Origin of the sequence: Streptomyces endophyticus, from assembly GCF_035798155.1 — a bacterium.
GTDB lineage: Bacteria > Actinomycetota > Actinomycetes > Streptomycetales > Streptomycetaceae > Streptomyces > Streptomyces endophyticus.
The window spans coordinates 94,297-107,067 of sequence record NZ_JAOZYC010000099.1; the positions used below are offsets into that span (position 1 = coordinate 94,297).

The following is a 12,771-nucleotide window of genomic DNA, read 5'->3' on the forward strand; positions in this document are numbered from 1 at the left end:
CGCATGGCCTACAGACCTTCACGCCGGATGAAGAAGACCGTCTTCGGAGCGGGCGGCATCGCCCTCCTCGCCGGCCTGAACGCCCCGGCCGCCTGGACCTTCGCCTCCGAGCGGTACGAGGACTGGAAGATCGCCCAGCCCGGCTACAAGGCCAAGTACGGCTCCTGGTCGCAGATCGACATCCCCGAGGAGTACCGCACCAACGCCATCCACGCCGCGCTCCTGCACACCGGCAAGGTCCTCATCGTGGCGGGCTCGGGCAACGAGCAGAAGAAGTTCGACGCGGGCACCTTCGACACCGTCCTGTGGGACCCGAAGGCGAACACCTTCAAGAAGGTCCCCACGCCCGCCGACTTCTTCTGCGGTGGCCACGCCCAACTCCCCGGCGGACGGCTCCTGGTGGCGGGCGGCACCGCCCGCTACGAGCGGCTCGACGGCGAGGTCGAGAGGGCCGGCGGCGGCATGCGCGTCAAGAACGAGAGCCCCGACAAGGCGGTGCACCTGAAGAAGGGGACCAAGTTCCGCTCCCCTTCCGGCACCGAGTACGTCTCGAAGTTCGACGTCACCGTACCCAAGGCGAAGCGCGCCTTCGGCAAGAAGCGCAACGCCGCCGGTGTCATGCAGCCGTGGAAGACCAGGATCAAGGCGAGCGAGACCCGCGTCTTCGTCGAGGCCGCCGAGCAGGGCAAGCGGTACGTCACCGACGACAACGCCCAGTACGAGATCGAGGGCCTGCGGGGCAAGGACGCCGACAACACGTACGGCCTCTCCGAGAAGATCACCATGGAGAAGCAGGACTTCCAGGGGATCAAGGAGGCGTACGAGTTCGATCCCGTCGCCGAGCGGTACCTTCCGGTCGACCCGATGGCGAAGGCTCGCTGGTACCCCACGCTGGTCGGCCTGGAGGACGGCAAGGTGCTCGCGGTCTCCGGGCTCGACGACGTCGGCATGATCGACCCCGGCGACAACGAGATCTACGACCCGAAGACCAAGAAGTGGTCGATGGGCCCGAAGCGCTACTTCCCGACCTACCCGGCCCTCTTCCTCACCCAGGGCGGCAAGCTCTTCTACCCGGCCTCGAACGCCGGTTACGGCCCCGCCACCAAGGGACGCGTCCCGGGCCTGTGGGACCTGAAGACCAATGAGTTCGAGAAGGTCCCCGGCCTCACCGACACGGACCAGACGGAGACCTCGTCCTCGCTGCTGCTGCCGCCCGCGCAGGACCAGCGGTTCATGATCCTCGGCGGCGGTGGTGTCGGCGAGTCCAAGAAGGCGACGTCCCGTACGGCGGTCGTGGACCTGAAGGAGGAGAGCCCCGCCTTCAAGACCGGCCCCCAACTCCCGCAGGGCACCCGCTATTTGAACTCCGTCATCATGCCGGACGACTCCGTCTTCACGACGAACGGCTCCAAGGACTACCGAGGCCGCAGCGCCAGCAACATCCACCAGGCGCAGTTCTACGACCCCGAGCAGAACGCCTTCCAGGAGGCCGCCGCCCCCAAGGTCGGCCGCAACTACCACTCCGAGGCGCTGCTGCTGCCCGACGGCCGGATCGCCAGCTTCGGCTCCGACCCGCTCTACGACAACCAGCAGAACACCAAGCTCGGCCACTTCGAGCAGCGCATGGAGATCTACACGCCGCCCGCCCTGCACCGCGGCGGCGACCGGCGGCCCGCCCTCGGCGCGGGCCCCGAGACCCTCCCGGCGAGCGGCCGGGCCACGTTCCGCACGAAGCAGGCCGACAGCATCGTCAAGGCCCGCCTCATGCGGCCGTCCGCCGTGACCCACACGACGGACGTGGAACAGCGCTCGATCGCCCTCGACGTCCAGAAGTCCAAGGGCGCGGTGACGGTGGGCGTCCCGAAGGACAAGACGCTGGTCCCTCCGGGGTGGTACATGGTGTTCGTGTCCGACGCGGATGGTGTCTCGTCCGAGGCGAAGTGGATCCAGGTGACGTAGGAGTACGTGTTTCCAGCCCCGCCGGCGTTTGAGGCGCGGGGTCCGGGGCGGAGCCCCGCGACCTCGCCCCCGGCGGGGCTCAGGGTTTGTTGCGGGCCAAGCCCAACGCGTAATCCGCCCACCAGGTCCCCGCGGCCGGCCCGCCCCGGCACGCCCCGTCCGACTCGCCGGGCCGCTTCACCCACAGCTTCGCGTCGATCAGGGCGTCGCCCGTCCTCGTGGTCGGGGCGGAGCCGAGCGCGCGGCCCGGTGGGTTGCACCACGCGTCGTCCTGGCCGTCCCCGTAGGGGCCCGCGCCGTTGCGGCTGGTGTCGACCACGAAGTGTGCGCCGCCGAGCAGCCCGGACAGCCGGCGGCCGTACGCCGCGCTGTCCTTGTCCGTCTGGAAGTTGGCCACGTTCAGGGAGAACCCGTCCGCCTTCCCGACCCCGGCCTTCCGCAGCGGTTCCACCAGCTTGTTCGCGTCGGGGATCCAGGCCGGGTTCCCGGCGTCGACGTACACCTTGGTGTTCGGCTGCCGCTTGAGGCGGTCGATCGCCGACGACATCAGCGTGTACCGCTCGTTCTCGTGCTGCTTCGGAGTACAGCCGCTGACGATGTGCGCGATCGCGTCCGGTTCGAGGACGACGACGGCCTTCGCCTTGCCGATGCCGGAGGCGAACGCGTCGATCCACTGGTGGTAGAAGTCCGCGCTGTGCGCCCCGCCCGCCGAGTGCAGGCCGCAGTCGCGGTGCGGGATGTTGTACGCGACCAGGACCAGCGTCTTGCCCGCCTTCCCCGCCTGCGCTGCCGCCTTGGAGATCGGCGGGCGCGGGTAGTCGCCCGGCGCCCACATCGCCTGCGGGTGCAGGGCGATGCGCTCGATCAGGGCGGCGTCGGAGCGGCGGCCCTCCCGCTTCCACTTCGCGACCTGGTCGGAGGCGTCGGAGTCGGGGTCGACCCAGAACGGCGAGGAGTCGGTGGCGGCGCCGGACGGCGCGGTGCGCTGCGCGACCTCCGCGGCGGAGTCGCGGCCGCCGCCGCCACTGCCCGCTCCGCTGCCGCTGCCGTCGTCGGAGCAGCCGATGGCGAAGGTGGTCAGGAGGATCGCGGCACCGGTGAGCGCGAAGGTGCGGGTGGGGGTGCGGGCGGGCGTGTGAGCGGGTGGGACGGGCATCCTGCCCCCTGGTTCGGAGCGCGTACAGGGCGTACAAAAGCGTACGGAAGCGTAAATACCGGGCAATCGTTACACAGGGTTGTCGTTTCGCTGTGCATTAAGCGCCGCGTCAGGCGCCCTGATCGCCCGTCACGAGCGCGCTTCCCAGGGGCGTCTGCGCGTACAGGACCTGGTGCCCGTGCCGCCGCGACGAGAGCAGGCCCGCCGCGCGCAGCGCCGCCAGGTGCGCGGACACCGACGACGGCGCGCGGTCGAGCCGGTGCGCGAGCGCGCTGGTCGAGGCGGGTTCGGCGAGCGCGCACAGTACGTCGGCGCGGCCCCGGCCGAGCAGGTTCGCCAGCGCGTCGGGGGCCCGCGCGGCCGGCGCTGACCACAGCGCGCCGACGCCCCGCGCCGGGTACGCGACGGTGGGCTGCCAGGGCGGATCGAAGCCGCTGACCACGTCCGGCCAGCAGAAGACGCTGGGCAGCAGCACCAGACCCCGGCCGTCGAGGTCCCGGCTGTGCTCGCTCGCACGGGCGGTGAGTGTGAGGGTGCCGGGCTCCCAGCCGACCCGTGGATGCAGCTCCCGGAGCAGCCCTTCGAGGCCGACCTCGGCGAGGCGCCGCGAGTGGTGCGCCACGTCCGCTTCGAGCAGCGCCCGCAGCCGTGGCCACTCGGGCTCGACCAGGACGTGCCAGGCCCGCTCCAGGAGATCCGCCAACTCCCGTACAGCGCGCCCCGGTTCGGCGAGCTGGGAGCGGCCGAGCGGGGTGTCGGCGGCGCCCGGCGTGCACGCCAACGACTGGGTGATGCCGCGCAGCGCCTCGTCGGGACCGGTCGCCCGCAGCGCGGCGATCTCCTCGTCGAAGGTGGCTGCGGGGCCGATCGGGGGCGGGCCGAGGAAGTCCGGGGTGTGCCCCCGCCGCGGCATCAGGAGCCAGACCGGCGCCAGGTCGAGCCCTCGCGCGGCGTCCCGGATCCGGCGCAGCCACGGCAGGTGATACCCGTGCCGGTCCGGCCGCTTGAGCGTACGGATCGCCTCCTGCGTCTCCCAGAGCGGCGAGATCGCGAACCGGCACCGCAGCAGATCCTCCTGCCCGAACCGGAGATGCAACGACATCCCACCCCACCTCCCCGCAACATTCGCCGCAGGCCGAAACAGTACGACCGGCGCGCGGCGGGCGGCAGGCTGCGGCCATGACCAGCGACAAGCCCGGCGAACTCCCCGGCTACACACGGCTCTTCCGCATCGCGGAGTTCCGCGCCGTGTTCCTCGCGCACGCCACCTCCCTCCTCGGAGTCGTCGTCGCGGAGATCTCGCTCAGCGTGCTCGTGTACGGGCTGACCGGGTCGCCGCTGCTCAGCGCGCTCACCTTCACGCTCGGCTTCCTGCCGTACCTCGTGGGCGGGACGCTGCTGTCCGGGATCGCCGACCGGTTCCCGGCACGGCGGGTGCTCGTCGCCTGCGACCTCGTGTGCGCCGGGTGCGCGGCGCTGATGGCACTGCCGACCACCCCGGTCGGCGGGCTGCTCGCGCTGCGCTGCGTCATCGCGCTCGTGGCCCCGGTGTTCAACGGCACCCGCATGGCCACGCTCACCGACGTGCTCGGCGACGGCGACCTGTTCGTGCTCGGCCGCTCGCTGCTGCGCATCGTGTCGCAGAGCGCGCTCCTCGTCGGCTTCGGCCTCGGCGGCGTACTCCTCACGCTCGTGTCCCCGCGCGGCGCGCTCACCGTCACCGTCGTCACCTTCCTCTGCTCGGCCACCCTGCTGCGCCTGGGAACAAAGGCCCGTCCCGCGCGGGAACGAGCGGGGGACAAGGGCGGCGCCCTGCTGCGGTACTCACTGGCCGGTGCCCGGCAGGTCCTCGCGCACCGCCGCATCCGCGCCCTGCTGCTCCTGCTCTGGGTGCCACCCATGTTCGTGATCGCGCCGGAGGCGCTCGCCGCGGCGTACGCGGACGAGATCGGGGCGGGCGCGGCGGCCGTCGGACTCCTGATGTCCTCGATGGCCGTCGGCACCGTCGTGAGCGAACTCGCCGCGGGCTCGCTGCTCTCGCCGTCCGCCCGCTCCCGTATCGCGCTGCCGCTCGCGTCGGTGACCCTGCTGCCCCTGATCGGCTACGCGGTCACGCCCGGCCTCGCCTGGGCGGTACTGATCCTGCTGCTGGCCGGGGCCGGATCCGCGTACACGCTCGGGCTCGACCGCTGGTTCGTGGACGCGGTGCCCGAGGAGCTGCGCGGCCGGGCCATGACGCTGCACAGCGCCGGGCTCATGACGATCCAGGGCGTGGGGACGGCGCTCGCCGGAGCCGCCGCGGAAGTCCTCGACGTGTCCACCGTGGTGGCGGGCGCGGGGCTTCTCGGCGGCCTGTGCTGCGCGGCGCTCGCGCTCGAAGTACGGGCGACAGCAGCCCGCGAGGGCCCAAAGGCCGAGACGGGGCTGACCGCCATGTGACCGCCCGGTAGGGTCGGATGCGTGCCGAAGCCCCTCTCTCTCGCCTTCGATCCGATCGCCCGCGCCGACGAACTCTGGAAGCAGCGCTGGGGATCCGTGCCGTCCATGGGCGCGATCACCTCGATCATGCGCGCGCACCAGATCCTGCTCGCCGAGGTCGACGCGGTCGTCAAGCCGTACGGGCTCACCTTCGCGCGCTACGAGGCGCTGGTCCTGCTCACCTTCTCCAAGGCGGGCGAGCTGCCCATGTCGAAGATCGGCGAGCGGCTCATGGTGCACCCCACGTCCGTGACGAACACGGTCGACCGGCTCGTGAAGTCCGGCCTCGTCGACAAGCGCCCCAACCCCAACGACGGGCGCGGCACGCTCGCCACCATCACGGAGAAGGGCCGCGAGGCGGTCGACGCGGCCACCCGCGACCTGATGGCGATGGACTTCGGCCTCGGCGTCTACGACGCGGAGGAGTGCGGCGAGATCTTCGCGATGCTGAGGCCCCTGCGGGTGGCGGCGAAGGACTTCGAGGACGAGTGAGACGCGGGCCACCCGGCCCGCCCGAAGATCGCGCAAAACGGGCGGTTACCCTCGACCCATGAAGAAGAGCGTGCTGACCCGCTACCGCACCATGGCCTACGTCACCGGTGTGCTCCTGGTCCTCCTGTGCCTCGGCATGATCGCCAAGTACGCGTTCGGCATGGACGGCGCCGCGGACTTCACGCGCGTCATCGCCATCGCGCACGGCTGGCTGTACGTCCTCTACCTGGTCTTCGCCTTCGACCTGGGCTCCAAGGCCAAGTGGCCGCTCGGCAAGCAGCTGTGGGTGCTGATCGCGGGCACCATCCCGACCGCCGCGTTCTTCGTGGAGCGCAAGATCTCCGCGGAGCTCGAGGGCAAGGTCGCCGGCGGCGCCGCGAAGCTCGCCAAGGCGTAGTCCTCGTAGAGCAACGCGCGTATCCCTCCGCGGAGCGGATGCGCGCGTTTTCTGTGGCCAGGAGTGTACGAACGTACGCTCCTCGGTGTACGTTCGTCCGCATGCCCACGGACCACTTCGCCGACGACCCGCGCAGCAACCTGGAGCGGATGCTCGCCGGTGACCTCTACATCGCCGACGACCCGGAGATCGCCACCCGCCAGCAGCGCGCCATGCGGCTCGCCGCCCGGTACGAGGAGGCCTTCCTCGACGATCCCGGCAAGGCGGGCGAGGTGCTGACCGACCTGCTCGGCTCCGTCGGCGAGGGCGTCGAGCTGCGGCCGCCGCTGTACGTCGACTACGGCAGCAACATCTCCATCGGCGCCCGCACCTTCGTCAACTACCGGCTCACCGCCCTGGACGTCGCCCGGATCACCATCGGCGAGGACTGCCAGATCGGCCCCGGTGTGCAACTCCTCACGCCCACCCACCCGGTGGAGCCGGGCCCGCGGCGCGACAAGCTGGAGGCCGCGCTGCCCATCACCGTCGGGGACAACGTGTGGCTCGGCGGCGGCGTCATCGTCTGCCCCGGCGTGACCATCGGCGACAACAGCGTGATCGGCGCGGGCGCGGTGGTCACCAAGGACGTGCCGGCGAACGTCGTCGCGGTCGGCAACCCCGCCCGCCCGGTCCGCGAGATCTGAGGCGCGCGGCATGGCCACAGGGCAGGCGGACCCGCGCCGCCGCGAGCGCATCCTCGCTGCGACCCTCGACCACATCGCCGACGAGGGTGTCGCGGGGGTCTCGCACCGCAAGATCGCCGCGCGCGCCGGGGTGCCGCTCGGCTCGATGACCTACCACTTCGCCGGCATCGACGACCTGCTGCGCGAGGCCTTCACGGGGTTCGCCGACCACATCGTGGCCGTCTTCGAGCGGCACCTGGCGGGCGTCGGCACGCCGGACGAGGCGCGGGAGGCCGTCACCGAGCTGATCCACGTGCTCTCCGACGGTCCCCGGCGCGACCTGGTCCTCACGCAGGAGCTGTACACCCTCGCCGCCCGCCGCCCGGAGTACCGGGAGCTGACGCGGGCCTGGATGGCGCGCAGCAGGCAGCTCCTGGAGCGGCACTTCGACCCGGACACGACGCGCCGGCTCGACGCCCTCATCGAGGGTCTCGCCCTGCACCGGGCCCTGGGCGAGGCCGACTCCTACACCCGCGAACTGACCGGTGAGGCCGTGCGGCGCCTCACGGTCATGTAGACCGCCTGTGGGGGCGCGGACCTGACACCGTGTCCCCACAGGCACGCACGGCCCGGAGGAGAGCACCCGCATGACCGCCACCGCACCCCGCCTCGATGACCACCCGCTGGTGGCCGCCGCCCGGCGCCTCGCCACGGACGTCCTCGCACCCGCCGCCGAGGCCCACGACCGCACGGGGGTCACCCCGGAGGCGATCGCCGCGGTCAAGGCCTCGGGTGTGCTCGGGGTGAACGTGCCCGTGGAGTACGGGGGTTCGGGGGCTTCGGCCGCCGTGGGGCGGGAGGTCGCCGAGATCCTGGCGGGCGCGTGCTGCTCGACCTTCTTCGTGCAGGCCCAGCACCACACGCCGGTACGCACTCTCGCCACGGGCGGCGCGGAGGCCAGGGAGCGGTGGCTGCGCCCGCTGGCCGAGGGCACCGCACTCGCGGGCATCGCCTTCTCGCACCTGCGGGCGTTCCCCGGGCTGCCGGTGCGGGCGACGCCGCTCGCGGGCGGCGGGGCGCGCTTCGACGGACGGGTGCCCTGGTACACGGGCTGGGGCCGCAACGACGTGTTCCTGCTCGGCGGCGCGACCGAGGACGGCGAGGTCGTCTTCGCGGTGGCCCGGCCGCGCGAGCAGCCCGGCCTCACCCCCACCGAGCCGCTCCAACTGGCCGCGCTCACCGGCACGCGGACGGTCGGCCTGCGCCTCGACGGGTTCACGGTGGCCGAGGAGGACATCGTCGTACGGCAGCCGTACGAGGAGTGGGCGCGCGAGGACCGGCCGAAGAACACCAACACCAACCCGGCCGTCTTCGGTGTCGCGCGCGCCGCCCTCGACCTGCTCGACGCGGCGGGCGACGCCGAGGCCAAGGAGACGGCGGACGTGCTGCGCGAACGCCTCGACGTCGCGCGCCGGGATGCGTACGCGCTGGTCGACGAGGTTCCGGCGGGGGAGCGGCTCGGGGACCGGCTCGCGGTGAAGACGCGCGCGTACGACCTGATGCGGGCGGCGACGACGGCCGCGATCGTGGCCGGGGGCGGGCGGGCCTTCGCCCTGTCGGCGCCGGCTCAGCGGCTCGCGCGTGAGGGCCTGTTCCTGGTGGTGCAGGGGCAGACGGCCGAGGTGCGCGCGGCGCATCTGGGCGCGCTGCGGGCCTGAACGCGGCGGGGTTCACGGCGATCCACCGCCGTGGGCCATCGACATTTAGTAGGACGTCCAAGTAAATTTGAAGCATGGACGCTGACGCGATCGAGGAAGGCCGCCGACGCTGGCAGGCCCGCTACGACAAGGCCCGCAAGCGTGACGCGGACTTCACCACACTCTCCGGGGACCCGGTCGACCCCGTCTACGGGCCGCGGCCCGGTGACGCGTACGAGGGCTTCGAGCGGATCGGGTGGCCGGGCGAGTACCCGTTCACCCGCGGCCTGTACCCGACCGGGTACCGGGGGCGCACGTGGACGATCCGCCAGTTCGCGGGGTTCGGCAACGCCGAGCAGACCAACGAGCGCTACAAGATGATCCTCCGCAACGGCGGCGGCGGGCTCTCGGTCGCCTTCGACATGCCCACGCTGATGGGGCGCGACTCCGACGACCCGCGCTCGCTCGGCGAGGTCGGGCACTGCGGTGTCGCGATCGACTCGGCGGCCGACATGGAGGTCCTGTTCAAGGACATCCCGCTGGGCGACGTCACGACGTCGATGACGATCAGCGGCCCGGCCGTACCGGTCTTCTGTATGTACCTGGTGGCGGCGGAACGCCAGGGCGTCGACCCGGCCGTCCTCAACGGCACGCTCCAGACCGACATCTTCAAGGAGTACATCGCGCAGAAGGAGTGGCTCTTCCAGCCCGAGCCGCATCTGCGCCTGATCGGCGACCTGATGGAGCACTGCGCGACCGCCATCCCGGCGTACAAGCCGCTCTCGGTCTCCGGCTATCACATCCGTGAGGCGGGCTCGACGGCCGCGCAGGAGCTGGCGTACACCCTCGCCGACGGGTTCGGTTACGTGGAGCTGGGGTTGAGCCGCGGCCTGGACGTGGACGTCTTCGCCCCCGGTCTCTCCTTCTTCTTCGACGCGCACGTGGACTTCTTCGAGGAGATCGCCAAGTTCCGCGCCGCCCGCCGCATCTGGGCCCGCTGGATGCGCGACGTGTACGGGGCGAAGAGCGAGAAGGCGCAGTGGCTGCGCTTCCACACGCAGACCGCGGGCGTCTCGCTGACGGCGCAGCAGCCCTACAACAACGTGGTGAGGACGGCGGTCGAGGCGCTCGCCGCGGTGTTGGGCGGCACCAACTCCCTCCACACGAACGCCCTCGACGAGACCCTCGCGCTGCCGAGCGAACAGGCCGCCGAGATCGCGCTGCGCACGCAGCAGGTACTGATGGAGGAGACCGGCGTCGGCAACGTCGCGGACCCGCTGGGCGGTTCCTGGTACGTGGAGCAGCTCACGGACCGGATCGAGGCGGACGCCGAGAAGATCTTCGAGCAGATCAGGGAGCGCGGCCTTCGGGCGCACCCGGACGGGCAGCACCCGATCGGGCCGATCACGTCCGGGATCCTGCGCGGGATCGAGGACGGCTGGTTCACCGGCGAGATCGCGGAGTCGGCGTTCCAGTACCAGCGGTCCCTGGAGAAGGGCGACAAGAGGGTCGTCGGCGTCAACGTGGCGGAGGGTTCCGTCACCGGCGACCTGGAGATCCTGCGGGTCAGCCACGAGGTCGAGCGGGAGCAGGTGCGGGCGCTCGACGGCCGGAAGTCGGGGCGGGACGACGCGGCGGTGCGGGTGGCCCTCGACCGGATGGTGGGGGCGGCGCGGGACGGTTCGAACATGATCGCCCCGATGCTCGACGCGGTACGGGCGGAGGCGACGCTCGGCGAGATCTGCGGGGTGCTCCGCGAGGAGTGGGGCGTCTACACGGAGCCGCCGGGCTTCTGAGATCCGCCGTGGCCGGGCCCCGTGTGCTGTTGCGCGGCACCGGGGCGCCGCCTTGCCCACCCTGCCGCCCAAGGCGGCAGATTGCCCAAGGCGGGAGCGTCACCTCAAGCCCCGCAGCGGGTGGGCATTTCAAGCCCCTGCGGCGATTGAGCAGCGGGGTCCGGGGCGGAGCCCCGTGGGCGCAACCCCGGCGGCCCGGGGAGTTACAGGTGTCACCAGGTGATCTTGGGGTAGGCGCGGACGCGTCAAGTACCCCGCAAAACCCAGGAGTCACCGTGCCACTGCCCGCGCTCAACCGCACCGTCACCACCACCGTCGGCATCGCCACCGCCGCCCTCCTCGGCGGCATCGCCATCGGCGGCGCGGGCGCGGTGAGCGCGAGCCCGCCCGCCGAGCCGAAGGTGCAGAACAGCTTCGACTCGCTCGGCGCCGACGTACGCGCCGCCGAGCTGTCCTCGGGCCGCACCGCGCACTACACCGACTCCGGCCCGGCCGACGGCACCCCCGTGCTCTACATCGGTGGCACCGGGACCAGCGCCCGCGCCGTCCACATGACCGACTTCATGCGCACCACCAGAGAGAACCTGGGCCTTCGCATGATCACGGTCGAGCGCAACGGGTTCGGCGACACCGACTACGACGCGAAGCTCGGCAAGGCCGACTACGCGAAGGACGCCCTTGAGGTCCTCGACAAGCTCGGCGTCAAGAAGTTCAAGGTGATCGCGATATCCGGCGGCGGCCCGTACGCCGCTGAGATCGCCGCCAAGGCCCCCGAGCGGATCAGCGCCCTGCACCTCGGCGCGGCCCTCCCGCCGTACGGCGAGAAGCCCGCCTTCTGCGCCCTGACGGACGACCAACTGGCGGCCGCCGTCAAGGACGAGATCAAGGACCCGCGCAAGTGGTGGGCCTTCCCCGACGACAGCCCGGTCAAGTCGATCCCCGGCTTCGCCGACACCGCGTACGAGGAGGGCGCGCGGACCTACAACCAGCGCGGCCAGCAGGCCGATCCCGCGCCGCAGGTGCACGAGCAGCGGCTGTACTGCGACCGCCCGGGGCCGGACCTGTCGAAGCTGAAGGCGCCGGTGTTCCTGTACCACGGCGACAAGGACACGACCGTGCCGGCGAGCACGCTCAAGGCCTGGCGCGACAACCTTCCCGACACGGCGCCCGTGAAGACCCGTACGTACGCCGACACCGGGCACGACGTCCAGTACCGCCACTGGGACCAGATCCTGGTCGACCTGGCGGGCCGCTCCGACCGCACGGTGGTCTGCCACGACAAGCGGACGCGCGCGCTCCCGGCGGGCGAGGCGGACGCCCTGGTGTCCAAGAAGCGCGCCACGCTGGGCAGCTGCGCCTGGAACGGCTAGGCAGCACCCGTAACCAGCAACAGCACTAGTCGCTCGCGGCGGCCGCGAGTCCCCCCAGCAGGAGGGCCGTGAACCGCCGCACCCACTCCGCGTCGGCCGGCTCCGCGCTCACCAGGGTGCGGTGCACGACCGCCCCCGCCGCCACGTCGTAGATGAGATCCGCCGTGGCCGCGGCGGCGGCCGGGTTGGCGGCCGGCGGAAGTTCGCCGCGGCGCTCGGCCCGCGCCCGCCCCTCCAGTACGAGCCGCTTCTGGCGGTCGACGATCGACGTACGGATCCGGTCCCGCAGCGGGGCGTCGCGGGTGGACTCGGCGACCACGGCCATCAGCGCCGTCTTCGTCTCGGGCCGGTCCAGGATCGCCGCGAACTGCCGCACCACGCCCTCCACGTCGGCGGCGAGCGAGCCCCTGTCGGGCAGTTCGAGCTCGTCGAAGAGGACCGCGACCGCGTCCACGACGAGCTCGCTCTTGCCCGGCCAGCGGCGGTACAGCGTCGTCTTCGCGACACCCGCGCGCGTGGCCACGTCGCCGAGCGTCAGCTTCGACCAGCCGAGCTCCACGAGCGCCGCCCGGGTCGCCTCGAGAATCGCCTCGTCCGCCGCTGCGGAACGCGGACGCCCCGTCCGTACGTTGGAGGGGGGACAGGGGCGGGAAGAAGGGGACGAGGGAGGCGGCGTGCGGCTCTGCATGGTCGTCGACCATACCGGCGGGTACGGCCGAAAGATCGCGTGAGGCAGATCACCGGGCGATCCAGGGGGCCCTGTT

At 71.9% G+C, this 12,771-nt stretch carries 12 protein-coding genes; 9 read left to right on the top strand and 3 right to left on the bottom strand.

Annotated elements, in window-relative coordinates:
* Positions 1-3: 3 nt before the first annotated feature.
* On the top strand, positions 4-1,959 hold the full coding sequence (glxA, locus tag OKJ99_RS14820) for a radical copper oxidase GlxA (protein ID WP_326016639.1): 1,956 nt from the start codon (positions 4-6) through the stop codon (positions 1,957-1,959).
* A 79-nt stretch (positions 1,960-2,038) separates the two neighbouring features.
* Here glxA and OKJ99_RS14825 read toward each other — a convergent pair whose 3' ends face one another.
* Together OKJ99_RS14825 and OKJ99_RS14830 are read right to left on the bottom strand one after the other, a co-directional pair.
* Positions 2,039-3,115, bottom strand: coding sequence for a glycoside hydrolase family 6 protein (locus tag OKJ99_RS14825; protein WP_326016640.1), 1,077 nt, complete (start codon positions 3,113-3,115; stop codon positions 2,039-2,041).
* A gap of 109 nt (positions 3,116-3,224) precedes the next feature.
* On the bottom strand, positions 3,225-4,217 hold the full coding sequence (locus OKJ99_RS14830; RefSeq protein WP_326016642.1) for a DUF5937 family protein: 993 nt from the start codon (positions 4,215-4,217) through the stop codon (positions 3,225-3,227).
* Between the two features lie 77 nt (positions 4,218-4,294).
* Here OKJ99_RS14830 and OKJ99_RS14835 point away from each other — a divergent pair, with 77 nt between their 5' ends.
* From OKJ99_RS14835 to OKJ99_RS14870, 8 genes are all read left to right on the top strand, one after another.
* The gene (locus OKJ99_RS14835) at positions 4,295-5,554 is read left to right on the top strand and encodes an MFS transporter (protein WP_326016644.1); all 1,260 of its coding nucleotides are present in this window, start codon (positions 4,295-4,297) and stop codon (positions 5,552-5,554) included.
* A 21-nt stretch (positions 5,555-5,575) separates the two neighbouring features.
* Positions 5,576-6,085, top strand: coding sequence for a MarR family winged helix-turn-helix transcriptional regulator (locus OKJ99_RS14840; protein WP_326016645.1), 510 nt, complete (start codon positions 5,576-5,578; stop codon positions 6,083-6,085).
* Between the two features lie 58 nt (positions 6,086-6,143).
* Positions 6,144-6,482 (top strand): DUF3817 domain-containing protein, encoded by a 339-nt coding sequence (locus OKJ99_RS14845; RefSeq protein WP_326016646.1) that lies wholly within the window; start codon positions 6,144-6,146, stop codon positions 6,480-6,482.
* A gap of 101 nt (positions 6,483-6,583) precedes the next feature.
* Positions 6,584-7,165, top strand: a complete 582-nt coding sequence (locus OKJ99_RS14850) for a sugar O-acetyltransferase (RefSeq protein WP_326016648.1) — start codon at positions 6,584-6,586, stop codon at positions 7,163-7,165.
* 10 nt (positions 7,166-7,175) lie between these two features.
* On the top strand, positions 7,176-7,721 hold the full coding sequence (locus OKJ99_RS14855; RefSeq protein WP_326016649.1) for a TetR/AcrR family transcriptional regulator: 546 nt from the start codon (positions 7,176-7,178) through the stop codon (positions 7,719-7,721).
* 70 nt (positions 7,722-7,791) lie between these two features.
* Positions 7,792-8,862, top strand: a complete 1,071-nt coding sequence (locus tag OKJ99_RS14860; protein WP_326016650.1) for an acyl-CoA dehydrogenase family protein — start codon at positions 7,792-7,794, stop codon at positions 8,860-8,862.
* A 74-nt stretch (positions 8,863-8,936) separates the two neighbouring features.
* Entirely contained in the window at positions 8,937-10,637 is a 1,701-nt protein-coding gene (locus OKJ99_RS14865; protein ID WP_326016652.1) for an acyl-CoA mutase large subunit family protein, read from the top strand.
* A 275-nt stretch (positions 10,638-10,912) separates the two neighbouring features.
* Positions 10,913-12,007, top strand: a complete 1,095-nt coding sequence (locus OKJ99_RS14870; RefSeq protein ID WP_326016654.1) for an alpha/beta fold hydrolase — start codon at positions 10,913-10,915, stop codon at positions 12,005-12,007.
* Positions 12,008-12,032: 25 nt separating this feature from the next.
* Here OKJ99_RS14870 and OKJ99_RS14875 read toward each other — a convergent pair whose 3' ends face one another.
* Positions 12,033-12,695, bottom strand: a complete 663-nt coding sequence (locus tag OKJ99_RS14875; RefSeq protein WP_326016655.1) for a TetR/AcrR family transcriptional regulator — start codon at positions 12,693-12,695, stop codon at positions 12,033-12,035.
* Between the last annotated feature and the right edge of the window lie 76 nt (positions 12,696-12,771).

What these genes read in the sequence shown, in the direction of transcription:
- OKJ99_RS14875 (WP_326016655.1), bottom strand. Translation starts at nt 12,695, where the DNA reads ATGCAGAGCCGCACGCCGCCTCCCTCGTCCCCTTCTTCCCGCCCCTGT.
- OKJ99_RS14855 (WP_326016649.1), top strand. Translation starts at nt 7,176, where the DNA reads ATGGCCACAGGGCAGGCGGACCCGCGCCGCCGCGAGCGCATCCTCGCT.
- OKJ99_RS14865 (WP_326016652.1), top strand. Translation starts at nt 8,937, where the DNA reads ATGGACGCTGACGCGATCGAGGAAGGCCGCCGACGCTGGCAGGCCCGC.
- OKJ99_RS14835 (WP_326016644.1), top strand. Translation starts at nt 4,295, where the DNA reads ATGACCAGCGACAAGCCCGGCGAACTCCCCGGCTACACACGGCTCTTC.
- OKJ99_RS14860 (WP_326016650.1), top strand. Translation starts at nt 7,792, where the DNA reads ATGACCGCCACCGCACCCCGCCTCGATGACCACCCGCTGGTGGCCGCC.
- glxA (WP_326016639.1), top strand. Translation starts at nt 4, where the DNA reads ATGGCCTACAGACCTTCACGCCGGATGAAGAAGACCGTCTTCGGAGCG.
- OKJ99_RS14850 (WP_326016648.1), top strand. Translation starts at nt 6,584, where the DNA reads ATGCCCACGGACCACTTCGCCGACGACCCGCGCAGCAACCTGGAGCGG.
- OKJ99_RS14845 (WP_326016646.1), top strand. Translation starts at nt 6,144, where the DNA reads ATGAAGAAGAGCGTGCTGACCCGCTACCGCACCATGGCCTACGTCACC.
- OKJ99_RS14825 (WP_326016640.1), bottom strand. Translation starts at nt 3,115, where the DNA reads ATGCCCGTCCCACCCGCTCACACGCCCGCCCGCACCCCCACCCGCACC.
- OKJ99_RS14830 (WP_326016642.1), bottom strand. Translation starts at nt 4,217, where the DNA reads ATGTCGTTGCATCTCCGGTTCGGGCAGGAGGATCTGCTGCGGTGCCGG.